This window comes from Streptomyces sp. SID3212, assembly GCF_009865405.1.
Classification (GTDB): Bacteria; Actinomycetota; Actinomycetes; order Streptomycetales; family Streptomycetaceae; genus Streptomyces.
In genome coordinates this window covers 1-14,392 of the sequence record NZ_WWJY01000127.1, presented here as the reverse complement: position 1 = coordinate 14,392, position 14,392 = coordinate 1, and the positions used below count along the sequence as shown (strand labels likewise).

Annotated in this window: 12 protein-coding genes, 3 tRNA genes and 1 pseudogene; 9 read left to right on the top strand and 7 right to left on the bottom strand. The window is 71.6% G+C overall.

Going from position 1 to position 14,392, the window contains the following annotated elements; genetic code table 11:
• Both GT042_RS03680 and GT042_RS03675 read right to left on the bottom strand, forming a co-directional pair.
• Nucleotides 1–1,256: FGGY family carbohydrate kinase (locus GT042_RS03680; protein ID WP_161307249.1), on the bottom strand; the 1,256-nt coding region annotated here is incomplete at its 3' end.
• A 184-nt stretch (nucleotides 1,257–1,440) separates the two neighbouring features.
• The gene (locus tag GT042_RS03675; protein WP_161307248.1) at nucleotides 1,441–1,770 is read right to left on the bottom strand and encodes a YtxH domain-containing protein; all 330 of its coding nucleotides are present in this window, start codon (nucleotides 1,768–1,770) and stop codon (nucleotides 1,441–1,443) included.
• A 211-nt stretch (nucleotides 1,771–1,981) separates the two neighbouring features.
• Here GT042_RS03675 and GT042_RS03670 point away from each other — a divergent pair.
• The 3 genes from GT042_RS03670 to GT042_RS03660 all read left to right on the top strand — a co-directional run bounded on the left by GT042_RS03670 (nucleotide 1,982) and on the right by GT042_RS03660 (nucleotide 2,373).
• A tRNA-Asn gene (locus tag GT042_RS03670) sits at nucleotides 1,982–2,054 on the top strand.
• Nucleotides 2,055–2,059: 5 nt separating this feature from the next.
• Nucleotides 2,060–2,132: transfer RNA gene (locus GT042_RS03665), tRNA-Asn, on the top strand.
• Nucleotides 2,133–2,299: 167 nt separating this feature from the next.
• Nucleotides 2,300–2,373, top strand: a tRNA-Ile gene (locus GT042_RS03660).
• Nucleotides 2,374–2,588: 215 nt separating this feature from the next.
• Here the strand turns inward: GT042_RS03660 and GT042_RS39810 are convergent.
• Both GT042_RS39810 and GT042_RS03655 read right to left on the bottom strand, forming a co-directional pair.
• Complete coding sequence (locus GT042_RS39810; RefSeq protein ID WP_272925673.1) at nucleotides 2,589–2,717, bottom strand: hypothetical protein; 129 nt, start codon at nucleotides 2,715–2,717, stop codon at nucleotides 2,589–2,591.
• 28 nt (nucleotides 2,718–2,745) lie between these two features.
• The gene (locus GT042_RS03655) at nucleotides 2,746–3,258 is read right to left on the bottom strand and encodes a hypothetical protein (protein ID WP_202532306.1); all 513 of its coding nucleotides are present in this window, start codon (nucleotides 3,256–3,258) and stop codon (nucleotides 2,746–2,748) included.
• A gap of 274 nt (nucleotides 3,259–3,532) precedes the next feature.
• Here GT042_RS03655 and GT042_RS03650 point away from each other — a divergent pair, with 274 nt between their 5' ends.
• The 5 genes from GT042_RS03650 (at nucleotide 3,533) to GT042_RS03630 (ending at nucleotide 10,373) form a co-directional block, all read left to right on the top strand.
• Nucleotides 3,533–4,024, top strand: coding sequence for a GntR family transcriptional regulator (locus tag GT042_RS03650; RefSeq protein ID WP_237530438.1), 492 nt, complete (start codon nucleotides 3,533–3,535; stop codon nucleotides 4,022–4,024).
• 81 nt (nucleotides 4,025–4,105) lie between these two features.
• Nucleotides 4,106–4,888 (top strand): metallophosphoesterase family protein, encoded by a 783-nt coding sequence (locus tag GT042_RS03645; RefSeq protein WP_161307247.1) that lies wholly within the window; start codon nucleotides 4,106–4,108, stop codon nucleotides 4,886–4,888.
• A 35-nt stretch (nucleotides 4,889–4,923) separates the two neighbouring features.
• Nucleotides 4,924–5,952: an LLM class flavin-dependent oxidoreductase gene (locus GT042_RS03640; RefSeq protein ID WP_161307246.1), complete on the top strand. Its 1,029-nt coding sequence runs from the start codon at nucleotides 4,924–4,926 to the stop codon at nucleotides 5,950–5,952.
• 175 nt (nucleotides 5,953–6,127) lie between these two features.
• Nucleotides 6,128–6,967 (top strand): hypothetical protein, encoded by an 840-nt coding sequence (locus GT042_RS03635; RefSeq protein WP_161307245.1) that lies wholly within the window; start codon nucleotides 6,128–6,130, stop codon nucleotides 6,965–6,967.
• A gap of 256 nt (nucleotides 6,968–7,223) precedes the next feature.
• Nucleotides 7,224–10,373: a ThuA domain-containing protein gene (locus GT042_RS03630; RefSeq protein WP_237530437.1), complete on the top strand. Its 3,150-nt coding sequence runs from the start codon at nucleotides 7,224–7,226 to the stop codon at nucleotides 10,371–10,373.
• A 66-nt stretch (nucleotides 10,374–10,439) separates the two neighbouring features.
• Here the strand turns inward: GT042_RS03630 and GT042_RS03625 are convergent, their stop codons facing one another.
• The 3 genes from GT042_RS03625 to GT042_RS03615 form a co-directional block, all read right to left on the bottom strand.
• Entirely contained in the window at nucleotides 10,440–11,990 is a 1,551-nt protein-coding gene (locus GT042_RS03625; RefSeq protein ID WP_237530439.1) for a GAF domain-containing protein, read from the bottom strand.
• Between the two features lie 110 nt (nucleotides 11,991–12,100).
• Complete coding sequence (locus GT042_RS03620; protein WP_161307243.1) at nucleotides 12,101–13,144, bottom strand: rod shape-determining protein; 1,044 nt, start codon at nucleotides 13,142–13,144, stop codon at nucleotides 12,101–12,103.
• 203 nt (nucleotides 13,145–13,347) lie between these two features.
• Nucleotides 13,348–13,923, bottom strand: coding sequence for a hypothetical protein (locus tag GT042_RS03615; protein ID WP_161307242.1), 576 nt, complete (start codon nucleotides 13,921–13,923; stop codon nucleotides 13,348–13,350).
• A 183-nt stretch (nucleotides 13,924–14,106) separates the two neighbouring features.
• Here GT042_RS03615 and GT042_RS38670 point away from each other — a divergent pair.
• Nucleotides 14,107–14,392, top strand: a pseudogene (locus GT042_RS38670) (hypothetical protein); the annotation flags it as partial.

Below are 14,392 nucleotides of genomic sequence, written 5' to 3'. Positions count from 1 at the left end.
GCCGCGCCGAGCGCGGTGTAGTCGGCGGGCTGCGGTACGACCACCTGCGCGCCGAAGATCGCCGGAGCGGCGGACTGTACGGCGGGCAGTTCGGCGGCGGCCCCCAGCAGGAACACCCGCCGGACCTCCACCCCCCGCCCGCGCAGTACGTCCATCGCGTCGGCGAGCGAGCAGAGCATGCCCTCGAAGGCGGCCCGCGCCAGGTGTTCCGGCTTCATCGACTCGCGGCGCAGCCCGGTCAGCGTGCCCGCGGTGTGCGGCAGCTGGGGGGTCCGCTCGCCTTCCAGGTACGGGAGCATCACCAGCCCGGAGGCGCCCGGCGTGGACTTGAGCGCCAGGGCGGACAGCTCAGCGAGATCGCCGGCGCCCACCATCTCCGCCGTGCCCCGCAGGGCCCGTACCGCGTTGAGCGTGTGGACGACCGGCAGGTGCATCCCCGTGGCGTCCGCGAACGACGTGATCATCCCGGACGGATCGGCCAGCGCCTCGTGGTGGACGGCCATCACCGACCCCGAGGCCCCGAGCGACACCACCGCGTCCCCGACCCCGACGCCCAGGCCGAAGGCGGCGGCCATGGTCTCGCCGGTGCCGGCGGAGATCAGGAGCCCCTCCGGGGTGGTGCCGGCGGAGTCGGCGGGGCCGAGCACCTCGGGGAGGGCGGCCTGGTGGCCCAGGGCCAGCTCGACCAGATCGGGACGGTACGCGCCGGTCCGCGCCGACCAGTAGCCGGTGCCGGAGGCCGCGCCCCGGTCGGTGGTCCTGCGAGCGGGGCGGCCCAGGAGCTGCCAGACGAGCCAGTCGTGCGGCTGGAGGACGAGGGCGGTGCGCTGCGCCGCCTCCGGCTCCGCCCGTGCCATCCAGCGGAGCTTGGAGATCAGCTGCGCGTGCTGCGGTACGGAGCCGACGGCCTCGGCCCACGCCTGCCGGCCGCCGAGGGCGTCGACCAGGTCCGCGGCGGCGACCTGGGCGCGCTTGTCCTTGCTGAGGAGGGCGGGCCGTACGAGATTGCCCTGCCGGTCCAGCGCGACCATGCCGTGCTGCTGCGCGGCCACGCCGATGGCCTGGACCCCCTCCAGCAACCCGCCGGAGGCGGCCTCGCCGAGCGACAGCAACCAGGCCTGCGGATCGACCTCGGTGGCCTTGGGTTCGACGGGGTGCGCCGCGAAACCCTGGCGCAGCACGGCGCCCGTGTCCGCGTCACAGACGACGATGCGTGTGAACCCGGACGAACTGTCCAACCCGGCGACTATTCCCATGGCACCCGATTCTGCCCCACGAGCACCGCCGGGGACGATCCCGGGACGCGCCGGGTATCAGGGGGCGGCCGAGGGCCGCCCGGCCCCGTCCCCCGCCGACAGGGCTCACCGGCAGGGATCACCCGCGGGGCTCACCGACAGGGCTCACCGGCGGAGCCCATCGGCAGGGCTGCCCATCCTCCCCTCAGGTGGCGCTGCTGCCCCAGTCGTCCGGACCGGTCCCGTTCGCGCGGCCGTTCTGGCTGCGCTCCCGGATCGAGCGCACGCGCGAGGCGACGGAGCCGGGCATCCTGTCCCCGACCTTGTCGCCGACGACGGCGCTGACCGAGTGGTACGCCTTGCCCGCGTACTCCCGCCCGACCGTGCTCGCGGTCTCGGCGGCGTTGCGTACGGCCGGGTTCTGCGACACCTGACGTGCCGACTTCTTGAGCTGCTCGTAGCGCTCGCGCCCGGCCCGCGTGCCGATCACGTACCCGAAAGCCACTCCAGCGATGAACGTGAGGCGGTACCGCATGGCTGCCACCCTTCCCTAGCGTCAAAGTCCCCAGCGTCGGACCATCGGGCCCTGTCTACCGCGTACCCCGCCAGGACCGGGCATCACCCGACGTGACCCCGGGGATACCGATTGGCGGAGCACCCCCCTGCTTGCGCTAATGTATGTGTCGCAGCGAACGTGCGCCGCCCGGGACGCCCCGGGGTAGGTGCGTTCGGTGCAAACGCAGCAATCCCCTGTAGCTCAATTGGCAGAGCAGCCGGCTGTTAACCGGCAGGTTACTGGTTCGAGTCCAGTCGGGGGAGCGCGATCCCCTGTAGCTCAATTGGCAGAGCATTCGGCTGTTAACCGGAGGGTTGCTGGTTCGAGTCCAGCCGGGGGAGCAGTGAAGAAAAAGGACCCTTTGGGGTCCTTTTTCGTTTCCCCGGAACCGTCCGGCGCGCAGTGCGGTCCTCAAGGTCAGGCGTTGCCGACCATCCGAGGCAGGAGATCGTATGAGCGGCTATGCTGCGGCTGACGGGCGCGCACAAATGTGCGCGACGCGCCGTAAGGGGCGGTAGCTCAGCCGGTTAGAGCAGCGGACTCATAATCCGTCGGCCGTGGGTTCGAGTCCCACCCGCCCCACTCCGCGCCCTGCGAGCAGGATCGTTTCGACCAGGCGTTACCAGGATGCACACGCCAACGGGCCATCCCCGGCAGACACGCCGAAGCGCTTCCCCGCACCCCCCACCGGCCCAAGAGGCCGGCGTACGTGACGACCCCGACCTGACACCCAATCGAACTGATGACACGCCAGAGCCCCGTCCACCGGCGCTTGGTGGACGGGGCTCTGCTGTCGCTCAGTCCTTCGGCGGGATGATGAACCCTCGCATCGGGACCGGATCGCTCGACTCGGGGTCTACCCCCTCGGCTGCCTGCCTCATGGCCTCAACGACTTCCGCGTACCGCGGATCGATCCACTCCACCATGGCGCGCTCCTTCCGTCGGGCATCGAGACTACGCGCCGTTGTCGTCCTTGGGCTTCGGCTTCGGCCGCTTGGTGATGACGATCGGTCGGCTGTCCGACGGGGTGTGCCAGGTCGCCGCGCCCACCACGATGTTGTTGTCGTCCGGCCCCTGCCACAGGTCCGGGTCCGGCGTGTACCCGGCGTCGGTCATAGTGGCGAGGGTGTGGGTGGTGAGCTTCGGGTCGTAGCCCGCGGGCTCGGGCCGCTGCGGGTGGTGGTGCACGAAACCGCCGAACGCTTCGCACAGTGCCGCGTACAGCTGGGTGTCGAGGACGAGCGCGTGCCAGCCCTCATCGACCACGGGCGAGGGAGCGATCCGGGCCTCGGGGAAACGGGCGGAGGTGGCAACGAACGCGATCGCCTGCTCGACGATCCGTGCGGCGAGGGATGCGGTCATGCCGGGGTTGGCGTCCATGACGGTGGCGCGGACGCCGGCGAACTCGTCGGCGGTGAGTAACGACCGGGCGTTCCGTGTCGCGGATACTTCGGTGGTGGTACTCATGGATGGTGCCTCCTGTTCGGATGGATGGGTGGTGCGTCGAGCCCGCCCCGGCCGGGGTTTCCTGGAGGGGAGTCATCGGCCGGGGTGGGGGTCGGTCGGGTTGTTCGCGGCCTGCCACGCGTGGCGCAGGGGGCACACCGGGGCAGGCTTTGCCGCCCCGGCGGTTCGGTGCGGCCGCTCATGTGCTGGATACGAGTGCGCCGGCTCAGTGATGACGAGGACGCCCGACCCGTGGATCTGGTGGACCGGCAACAGTTCGTGACCGCCGGCTGCGATGCGGGGCCTGCGCATCGCCGCCGACCTGCGACGCCGTATCAGCTCAGGCGAGTGGGGGCCGGGCGGTCAACTGCCCACGCTCCCCGCCCTGTGCGAGGAGTACGGGGTCTCCGACACCACCATCCGCAACGCGATGCGGCTTCTCGCCAACGAGGGGCTGGTCGAGACGAAGGCGCGTGCCGGCACGCGGGTCCGCTCACGGCCGGCCGTACACCACATGGCCGCCGACCGGTACCGTACGGCGGCCGGAGCGCCCGCCACCCCGTACACCCAGGACCAGGGCATTGGCTGGTCGGAGTACCGGCTGGACAAGCGGTTCGAGAAGACCGAAGCCACACCGGAGTTGGCCGCGCTCTTCGAGTGCGAACCCGGTGAACGACTCCTCGCCCGGCATTTCGTGTTCCACGACAACGACCAGCCCACGCAGATGTCGACCAGCTACGTCCGGTGGTCCGACGTCGCGGGCACCCCCGTCGCCTTGACGTGGTGATGAACACAGCGGGAGAGCCGCGGGCTACGCGTCGGGCGAACGATGGTGCCTTCTGTTCGGCTTCGTCGCACAGTGGGGGGCATGCTGAACCGCGTCGCTGTCCTCTCCGATATTCATGGGGTCCTGCCGGCCCTGGAGGCCGTGCTTGCTGAGCCGGAGGTGCGGGGCGCCGATCGGGTCGTGCTCACGGGGGACATCGCGGCCGGTCCGCAACCCGTGCAGGTTCTGGACCTGTTGGCCGGGTTGGGGGACCGGGTCGGCTGGGTCGGGGGTAACGCCGATCGTGAGCTTGTCGAGTACCGGCGGGGGCTGCGCCGGGCGATTCCTGATCCGATCGGCCCGTGGGCGGCCGATCAGCTCCGGGAGGACCAGGTCGGTCTTCTCGGGTCGTTGCCGCGGTCGCTCCGGCTGTCCGTGCGGGGGCTGGGGGAGGTGTTGTTCTGCCACGCCACTCCCCGGGACGACGAAGAGGTCGTGCTGGTCGACTCACCTCCCGAGCGGTGGAAGGAGGTTTTCGACGGGCTCGATCCCGGCGTCCGTACCGTGGTCTGCGGCCACACCCACATGCCCTTCGTACGCCTCGCGCACGGGCGTCTCGTCGTCAATCCCGGCAGCGTCGGGATGCCGTACGGGCGGGCCGGGGCGCACTGGGCCCTTCTGGGGCCGGGCGTCGATCTGCGTACCACTGTGTACGACGTGGAGGCCGCCACCGTCCGGGTCTGCCGGGACTCCGCGTACCCCGGGATCGCCGAGTGGGCCGACTACTTCCTGCACGCCCGCGCCACCGACGAAGACGCCCTCAAGGCGTTCCGGCCTCCGGACGGCGTACGTCGTCGTGCTGATCCGGATCGTGGACTTGATTGAGGAATCAACTAAAACCCCGGGTTGTTCGCACGGACATGAAGCGCATCGGTTTTCTGTCTTTCGGGCACTGGTCCGACACCAGGCACTCCCAGGTCAGGACGGCGGCGGACTCGCTGCTGCAAGGGATCGACCTCGCCGTGGCGGCCGAGGAGCTGGGGGCCGACGGTGCCTACTTCCGGGTCCATCACTTCGCGCGGCAGCTGGCCTCGCCGTTTCCGCTGCTCGCCGCGATCGGCGCCAGGACGTCGCGGATCGAGATCGGTACCGGGGTGATCGACATGCGGTACGAGAACCCCCTCTACATGGCCGAGGACGCCGGGTCCGCCGACCTCATCGCCGGCGGCAGGCTCCAGCTCGGTATCAGCCGGGGATCCCCGGAGCAGGTCATCGACGGCTGGCGCTACTTCGGGTACGCGCCCAGCGGCGACGACACCGAGGCCGATATGGCGCGCAAGCACACCGAGGTGCTGCTGTCCGTGCTGGAGGGCAAGGGGTTCGCCCAGCCCAACCCGCGGCCCATGTTCGCCAACCCGCCCGGTCTCCTGCGCGTCGAGCCGCACTCCGAGGGCCTGCGGGAGCGCATCTGGTGGGGTGCCGCGTCCAACGCCACCGCGGTCTGGGCGGCCAAGCTCGGCATGAACCTGATGAGCTCGACCCTCAAGAACGACGAGGGCGGCGCGCCCTTCCACGTACAGCAGGCCGCGCAGATCCGCGCCTACCGTGAGGCGTGGGCCGAGGCCGGCTGGGAGCGCGAACCGCGTGTCTCCGTGTCGCGCAGCATCTTCGCGCTCACCACCGACCAGGACCGGGCGTACTTCGGCGGCGACGGGGACAGCGCCGACCAGATCGGCAACATCGACGCGACCACGCGCGCGATCTTCGGTCGTACGTATGCCGCCGAGCCCGATGTCTTGGTGAAGCAGCTCGCCGAGGACGAGGCGATCGCCGAGGCCGACACACTGCTGCTGACCGTGCCCAACCAGCTCGGCGTCGACTACAACAGCCACGTCCTGGAGAACATCCTTACCCACGTCGCGCCCGCCCCCGCCCTCGGCTGGCGCTGACACCGGCACCGGTGGCGGTGGCGGTGGCTGCGCTGACACCGGCACCCGTGGCGGCGCGCGGGCCCCACGCCGGTGGCCGCGCGGACCCCACGCCGTAAGGTCTGGCGGAAGCAAGCGGCCCCTCTCCGGCCCGTACGGAAGGGGCCGGCCGCCATCCCCGAGACCGGACCCGCCCATGCGCCCCCAGAACCCGCCCCGCGTCCTCTACGTCACCGACCTCGCGTACGAGGCCAAGGGGCGCCGCTACTGCGACGAGGACATCCGGCTGTCGTCCCGGCTGCGGAGCGACTTCGACCTCGCGCTCTGCCACCCCCTCGACGCCGTACGGCTCATGGGGTCCTTCGACGCGGTCGTCGTGCGCAACAGCGGACCGGTGCTGCACTACCAGGCGCAGTACGACCACTTCCGCGAGCGCGCGGCGGCGGACGGGGTCCTGGTGTACAACCCGCTGACCGGGCGCGCCGACATGACCGGCAAGCGGTACCTCGTGGAGCTGAGCGCCGCCGGGTACCCCGTCATCCCGACCGTCGACCGCGCCGAGAACCTCGGCCGGCTGCCCGCCGCCCCCGCCTACGTGGTCAAGCCCGAGGCGGGCGCGGACTCCATAGGGATGGAGACCGTCCCGGCGGAGCGGCTCGCGGAGATCGCCTTCGGCGGCGTACTGGTGCAGCCGCTGATCCCGTTCCGCTACGAGGTCTCGTTCTACTTCGTGGACCACGACTTCCAGTACGCGCTCCACGCACCGGACCCCGCGCGGCGCTGGGAGCTGGTGCCGTACGACGCCACCCCGGACGATCTCGCCTTCGCGCGGCGCTTCGTCGAGTGGAACACCCTGGAGCACGGGATCCAGCGGGTCGACGCCTGCCGCGCCCCCGGCGGGGAGCTGCTGCTGGTCGAGCTGGAGGATCTCAACCCGTATCTCTCCCTGGAGTCGGTGGACCGCGGCACCCAGGACGCGTTCGTCGCGCGGATGACGGCGTCCCTGCACGATCTCCTGCGGGGCCACACCTCCTGACCGTGTTCGCAGGTCCGGGGCCCCGAGAGGCCAACTTGGCCGGATTCAGGGGTCGTTCGGTGGCCGGTCCGGGATTTTGATACGTCCTTGACAAATTAATTTCGCGTTGCCAGCATGCAAACGCCTACCGCGGAACCAGGGCTCCCGACACCCCCACGGACGGACCCCTGCCCCACCCGTAGCACGGCGCGACGGCGCGCGCCTTGCCTGACGCATGTCCCCCCACCGCAAGTCAGCAGGTCAGGAAGGAAGCACGATGCCAGTACGGCCCCCCGTGTGGTCCAGACTCCTCGTCGCCCTCACCCTCGCGCTCAGCGGCTCGGTCGCCATGGGCGCCACCGCGACCGCCCACCCGGCCCACGACCACGCCGACGCCCCCGCTCCCGCCGACATCCCCGCCTCCGACTACCAGCAGGTCCAACTCGCCACGGGTGCGGCCGAGTTGGGCGAGGCGATGTCGCTCGCCGTACTGCCGGACCGGTCGGTCGTCCACACCGCCAGGGACGGTACGGTCCGGCTCACCGACGCCGAGGGCAACACCAAGGTCGCGGGCAAGCTCGACACGTACACGCACGACGAGGAAGGTCTTCAAGGCGTCGCGGCCGACCCCGGGTTCGCGGACAACCGCTTCCTCTACCTCTACTACTCGCCCAAGCTGGACACCCCCGCCGGGGACGCCCCGGTGACCGGCACCGCCGCCGACTTCGCCCCGTTCAAAGGGCACTTGAACCTCTCCCGGTTCACTCTCAAGGCCGACGGCACCCTGGACCTCGCCAGCGAGAAGGTCGTCCTCGAAGTCGCCAACGACCGGGGCCAGTGCTGCCACGTCGGCGGTGACATCGACTTCGACGCGCAGGGCAACCTCTACCTGTCGACCGGCGACGACACCAACCCGTTCGAGTCGCAGGGGTACGCGCCGCTCGACGAACGGGCCGACCGCAACCCGCAGTTCGACGCCCAGCGCTCCTCCGGCAACACCAACGACCTGCGCGGCAAGGTCCTGCGGATCAAGCCCACCGCCGACGGCGGCTACACCGTGCCCGACGGCAACCTCTTCGCCCCGGGCACCGCGAACACCCGCCCCGAGATCTACGCGATGGGCTTCCGCAACCCCTTCCGGATATCCGTCGACAAGCCCACCGGCACGGTCTACGTCGGTGACTACGGCCCCGACGCAGGCGTGACCGACGCGGAGCGCGGGCCCAGCGGCCAGGTCGAGTTCGACCGCCTGACCGGACCCGGCAACTTCGGGTGGCCGTACTGCACGGGGACCAACACCGCCGCGGAGACGTACAGCGAGTACACCTTCCCCAGCGGCCCCTCGGGCGCGAAGTACGACTGCGCGGGCGGTCCCGCCAACAACTCCCCCCACAACACCGGCCTCGACAAGCTGCCCGCCCCCAAGGCCGCCTGGATCAAGTACGGCGGTGACGCGGGCTCCCCGCCCGAGTTCGGCGGCGGCTCCGAGTCCCCGATGGGCGGGCCCGTATACAACTTCGACGCCGGTCTCGACTCGAACGTGAAGTTCCCCGAGTCTCTCGACGGCCGCTTCTTCGCCGCCGAGTACGGCCGCAAGTGGATCAAGCCGATCGAGGTCCAGGCCGACGGCTCCCCGGGAACCATCGACACCTTCCCCTGGACCGGTACGCAGGTCATGGACCAGGCCTTCGGCCCGGACGGCGCGCTGTACGTACTCGACTACGGCACCGGTTCCGGCAACCAGGCGCTCTACCGCGTCGAATACCTCGCCGGCAGCAACCGCAACCCGGTCGCCAAGGCCGCCGCCGACAAGACCTCCGGGCAGGCGCCGCTCGCCGTCGCCTTCTCCTCGGCGGGCAGCTCCGACCCCGAGAGCGGCGCGCTCACCTACGCCTGGGACTTCGGCGACGGCGCCACGTCCACGGACGCGAACCCGAGCCACACGTACACGGAGACGGGCACCTTCCGCCCCACGCTCACCGTCAAGGACCCGGAAGGGCTCAGCGGCACCGCGAGCCTCGTGGTGACCGTCGGCAACACCGCCCCCACCGTCAAGCTCGTCACGCCCACCGACGGCGAGCTGTTCTCCTTCGGCGACACCGTGCCGTTCTCCGTCGAGGGCAGTGACCCCGAGGACGGCCCGATCGACTGCGCCAAGGTCAAGGTGACGTACCTGCTGGGGCACGACAGCCACCAGCACCAGATCACCTCCGCCGACGGCTGCACCGGCTCCCTCGTGGTCCCGGCCGACGGGGAGCACGACAGCGCCGCCAACCTGTACGGGGTCTTCGACGCCGAGTACACCGACGCGGGCGGCCTGACCGCGCACAGCCAGAGCATCCTCCAGCCCCGGCACCGGCAGGCGGAGCACTTCTCGGCGCAGAACGGCCTTGAGGTCGCGGCCCACGGCGGCGCCGAGGGCGGCAACACCGTCGGCTTCACCGACAACGGCGACTGGATCTCCTTCGAGCCGTACGCCCTCGACAACGCCTCCAGCTTCACCGCCCGGGTCTCCTCCGGCGGGGTCGGCGGGACGATCGAGGTACGGGCCGGGTCGGCCACCGGCACCCTGCTGGGCACGGCGACCGTCGCACCGACCGGCGGCTGGGACAACTTCGCCGACGTGACGGCGGACCTCAGCAACGCGCCTTCGGGATCCACCGAGTTGTTCCTCGTCTTCAAGGGCCCGACGGGCCAGGGGAACCTCTTCGACGTGGACGCCTTCACGTTCACCACGACGGCGACCACCGAGGCCGATCCGTACCAGGTGCTCGTCTTCTCCAAGACGGCCGGATTCCGGCACGACTCGATCCCGGCGGGCATCGCGGCCATCGAAACCCTCGGTGAGGGCAACAACTTCACCGTCACCGCCACCGAGGACGGCGGCGCCTTCACCCCGGAGAACCTCGCCGGGTACGAGGCCGTGGTGTTCCTCTCCACGACCGGTGACATGCTCACCGACGCGCAGGAGGACGCGCTCCAGGGGTACGTCGACGGGGGAGGCGGCTATGTGGGCGTCCACGCGGCCGCCGACGCCGAGTACGAGTCGCCCGCGTACGGGAAGCTCGTCGGCGCCTGGTTCAAGAGCCACCCGGCGATCCAGCAGGCGACAGTCAAGAACGAGGACAGGACGCACCCCGCGACCTCGCACCTCGACGCCACCTGGTCCCGTACCGACGAGTGGTACAACTACCGCACCAATCCGCGCGCGGACGTCACGGTGCTCCAGAGCCTGGACGAAAGCACGTACAGCGGTGGGGAGATGAGCGGGGACCACCCCATCACCTGGTACCACGCGCAGGGCGAGGGCCGGTCCTTCTACACCGGACTGGGCCACACCCAGGAGTCGTACGCGGATCCCCTCTTCCAGCAGTTGCTGCTGGGCGGAATCCGGTACGCGGCGGGAGACGCGCCCCTGAAGAACTGACCGGCACAGCCCGGACCGGCACATCCTCCAGGGACCGTCCGCCTTCGACAGACAGGCGGACGGTCCCTAGGGCGTGCCCGTCCGCGCCGCCTGCCACGTCACCGTCGTACCGCCGCCCCCGCCGTCCTCCCGCGCCCCGTTGTCCGTCACCAGCAGCCGTACGCCCCCGTGCCCGTCCGGCAGCCGGACCGTCGCGTCCACCTCCACCTCCATCGCCGTCATCCCCTCCCGCCGGTGCGCCGCCGCCAGCGCGCTCCGCAGCGCCGCCAGGAGCCGCCGGCCCACCGCCTCGTTCACCAGCGTGTCCACCGCGCCCGTGAACCGTACGGACGGCCGGAAGCCGAAGAGGACCGCCGCCCCGTCCGTCTCGCGCAGCACGCTGCCCCGGACGCTGGTCGGGGCGTCGGCGGGCGGCTGCTGGAGCGCGAAGATCGCGGTCCGTACCTCCTGGATCGTCGAGTCCAGCTCGTCCACGGCCCGCCCGAGCAGCACGTCCAGCTCCGTCGTGGCCGCCCGCCGCCGCGTCGACTCCAGCATCATCTCCGTGGCGAAGAGCCGCTGGACCACCAGATCGTGCAGGTCACGGGCGATCCGGTCGCGGTCCTCGTACACCGCGAGCTGTTCCCGGTTGTGCTGCGCGTCCGCGAGCACCAGCGCCAGCGCGGCCTGCGAGGCGAACTGGGTCGCCAGCAGCTTGTCCTCCGCCGTGTACGGGCGTCCGCCCCGGCGGCGCGGCAGGGCGAGTGTGCCGATCAGCTTCCCGCCGCTCTGGAGCGGCAGCATCATGCTGGGCCCGAAGCGCGAGCGCACGTGCGTGGTCATCCGGGGATCGGTCGCCGAGTCCTCTATGAACACCGGCTCGCCGCCCAGCAGTTGGACCAGGACGGGCGCGCCGGGCGCGATGGTCGTACCGAGGATGCCCGCCGGGTCGTTGTCCGTCGACGCCGTGACGATCTCCATCCCGCCCTCGGGGGTGGGCAGGAGCACCACCCCGGCGTCGGCGTCGGCGAGCGCGCGGGCCGACTCGGCCACGGTCATCAGGGCGTCGGCCGCGCTCTCGCCGGTCAGCAGGGCGGTGGTGACGGCGGCGGCGCCCTCGATCCACCGTTCGCGCTGCCGGGCCGTCCCGTACAGCCGCGCGTTGCCGATCGCGATCCCCGCCTGCGCGGCGAGCACCTGGAGCAGCGCCTGGTCCTCCTCGGTGAAGGGGCCGCTCTCCTTGGCCGTCAGGCACAGGCTTCCGAAGATCTCGGTGTCCACCTGGATGGAGACCCCGAGGAACCTGCGGTGCTCCGGATCCGAGTGCGGCACCCAGAGCGCGCGCGGATCGGTCGCCATGTCGTCCAGCCGCAGCGGGCGCGGATCCCGGAACAGCACGCCCAGCAGGCCGGCGCTGCCGCCCGGGATCCGCAGGACGCTCTCGTGCTCCTCCGGGGTCAGGCCGGCCGAGAACAGGTCCGCGACCGTGGCGCCGCCGGGGTCCGCCACCGCCAGGAGCCCGTACCGCGCCCCGATCAGCTCCGTGGCGGTGGCGACGATGTGCTGGAGGGTCGCGCGGAGTTCGAGATCCGTACCGATGCCCAGGACGGCTTCCAGCAGCATGGGCAGCCGGGGCATCGACTCCGCGGGGTCGGTGTCCCTGATGGTGTCCCTGGCGGGGTCCCCGGCGGTGTGCCCGGGGGTCTCCCCGCCCTCGCCACCCTCATTCATCGCAACGTCGTTCCACCTCAGTGGGCGTCTGCCAGCGGATTCAGGACCATGGGCCGGATCTTGCCCTCCAGCATCGCGCCGAGACCGAGCACGGCGCAAATGTCGGGGCGCTCGGCGATGGCGACCGGCATGCCGGTGGCGTTCCTGAGCATCTGGTCGAGGCCCGGGAGCAGGGCGCTGCCGCCCACCATCATGATCCCCCGGTCGGCGAGGTCGGCGACCAGGTCGGGCGGGCAGTCGCGCAGCACCTTGCCGATGCCGTCGAGCACGGCGGTCAGCGGGGAGTAGATCGCGTCCCGTACGGCGGCGGTGTCGACCAGCACCGAGCGGGCGATGCCGGTGGCGACGTCCCGGCCGTGGATCTCGGTGGAGGTGGGTCCGTCCGGGGTGAGCCCGTTGCCGCTGAGCGCCAGCTGGAGCGGGCGTACGGACTGGCTGGGCAGCATCAGCTCGTGCTGGTGGCGCAGGTGCTGGATCACCGCGTGGTCGATGGCGTTCCCGCCGACGGGGATCCGCTGGGCCGTGACGATCGCGCCCAGCGAGAGCACCGCGATCTGGGTGGTGGCCGCGCCGCACACCATGATCATGGTGGCGGTGGGCTGCTCCACGGGCAGTCCGCAGCCGACGGCCGCCGCGATGAGGGTGTCGACCAGCTCGACCCGGCGCGCGCCGAGGCCGACGAGCGTCTCCACGGCCGCGCGCTGGGCCAGCGGGTCGCTGTCGTGCGGGGTGGACGCGGCGGCGCGCAGCCGGGGCTTGCGGCGCAGCTGGCGGCGGAGCTTGTCGCCGAGGAGGTGGCGCAGCATGCGCTGGGCCATCTCGACGTCGACGACGGTGCCGCCCCGTACGGGACGCATCACGCGGATGTAGCCGGGGGTACGGCCGGTCATCTGCTCGGCGAGCGCGCCGACGGCGATGAGAGCGCCGGTGCGGGTGTTCACCGCGGCGACGCTCGGCTCGTCCACGACGAGCCCGGCTCCCTTCACGAAGACCCGGGTCCTGGCGGCCCCCAGGTCGACGGCGATGTGGCAACGGCGCAACTGCTCAAGACTGACGGTCACCGCGGGATCTCCCGAGAGCGCTGATCTGATGCACCGGCGGCCGCCGGTCCTGTTCGCATCGTGCGGCCCGTGGGAGCGGGGCGCGCGCTGGGATGAGCCGTCAGGAGTACGAACGGTCGGCCGGCGGGACCGGCGGGCTACGGGGCCGACGGGCCGCCGGACACGTACGGAGCGGCCGTCCGCTGCCCGTACCCCACGGCCGGTCAGTCCCTCGTCCAGCCCTGGAGCAGCCCCCACGTGAAGTCGGCGACCGCGCCCCCGCCGTCGGGCGGGTCGCCGGGCAGGGTGAACGCCAGCCTGAGGCGGGTCGGCGCGCTGCCCTCCATCGGCCGGGCCGGCGGGAAGGCCCGCGCGACCTCGTCCACCGTGCACGACCAGGGCCGCAGGTCCTCCGCCGTACGCGGCTCGGGTCCCGCCACCCCCGGCGCGCGGACCAGCCACTCGTTCCATACGGCCCCGCCGGGCCCGGCCGTCGCCTCGAAGCGCAGGTCGGGCCAGAGCGGTACGGGCCACTGGAGGGCCTCGCACTCCAGATCGCCGATCGTGCGCGGGAAGGTCCGCTCGGGCGGGCCGAGCACCGAGCGGTAGCGGGAGAGCGTGCCACGGGCACGCGGGGAGCGGACCATCGCCTGCCAGCGGCGGTTGGCCTCCCGCATGTCGGCCAGGGACACGCCGAGTTCGCGGCGTGCGTCGTCGACCAGCTCCGGGTGGTGGTCGGCCATCCTGCGCAGCAGGACGAGCTGGAACTGGAGCGGCCCGAACGGCCCGGCGGACGTCATGGGGCCATCCTGCCCGGTACGTCCCACCGCACCGCGCGGCGCATACCGCCCGTACCGCTCGCCCGGCCCGCCGCGGCCACCCGCCCGAATCGGGATGACACACCCGGAACCGCCGACCCCTTACAAGATCTTCACAGTCGGGGCCCTCCACGGCACGCCACCGCCGCATAATCTGCGGGCGCCATGGACTACTGCCATCAGTGCCGTCGGCACCTCAACGGCGCACTGACCTGTGCCGGATGCGGCACCCCCGCCGAGGAGCTGCGGCAGAGCGCCCCCGTACCGCCCGCACCGCGACAGAATCGCTCCCCGGGGCAGGACGGCAGGGCCGACCGAGGTCACGAAGAGTTCGCGGACGCGCCGGAGAGTGAGATCGAGCCCCTCGTGGGCCATCACCCGGACGGCCGGCATCCCGACGGCTCCGGCCGCCGCGGGCGTCCCGACCGCCGCCGTTCCGCCCCCGCCCGCA

Bases quoted from the DNA above. Each gene is read 5' to 3' on its own strand.
- GT042_RS03675 (WP_161307248.1), bottom strand. From the start codon at position 1,770: ATGCGGTACCGCCTCACGTTCATCGCTGGAGTGGCTTTCGGGTACGTG.
- GT042_RS03640 (WP_161307246.1), top strand. From the start codon at position 4,924: ATGAAGCGCATCGGTTTTCTGTCTTTCGGGCACTGGTCCGACACCAGG.
- GT042_RS39810 (WP_272925673.1), bottom strand. From the start codon at position 2,717: ATGGTGGAGTGGATCGATCCGCGGTACGCGGAAGTCGTTGAGGCCATG.
- GT042_RS03650 (WP_237530438.1), top strand. From the start codon at position 3,533: ATGCGGGGCCTGCGCATCGCCGCCGACCTGCGACGCCGTATCAGCTCA.
- GT042_RS03655 (WP_202532306.1), bottom strand. From the start codon at position 3,258: ATGAGTACCACCACCGAAGTATCCGCGACACGGAACGCCCGGTCGTTA.
- GT042_RS03615 (WP_161307242.1), bottom strand. From the start codon at position 13,923: ATGACGTCCGCCGGGCCGTTCGGGCCGCTCCAGTTCCAGCTCGTCCTG.
- GT042_RS03645 (WP_161307247.1), top strand. From the start codon at position 4,106: ATGCTGAACCGCGTCGCTGTCCTCTCCGATATTCATGGGGTCCTGCCG.
- GT042_RS03635 (WP_161307245.1), top strand. From the start codon at position 6,128: ATGCGCCCCCAGAACCCGCCCCGCGTCCTCTACGTCACCGACCTCGCG.
- GT042_RS03625 (WP_237530439.1), bottom strand. From the start codon at position 11,990: ATGCCCCGGCTGCCCATGCTGCTGGAAGCCGTCCTGGGCATCGGTACG.
- GT042_RS03630 (WP_237530437.1), top strand. From the start codon at position 7,224: ATGCCAGTACGGCCCCCCGTGTGGTCCAGACTCCTCGTCGCCCTCACC.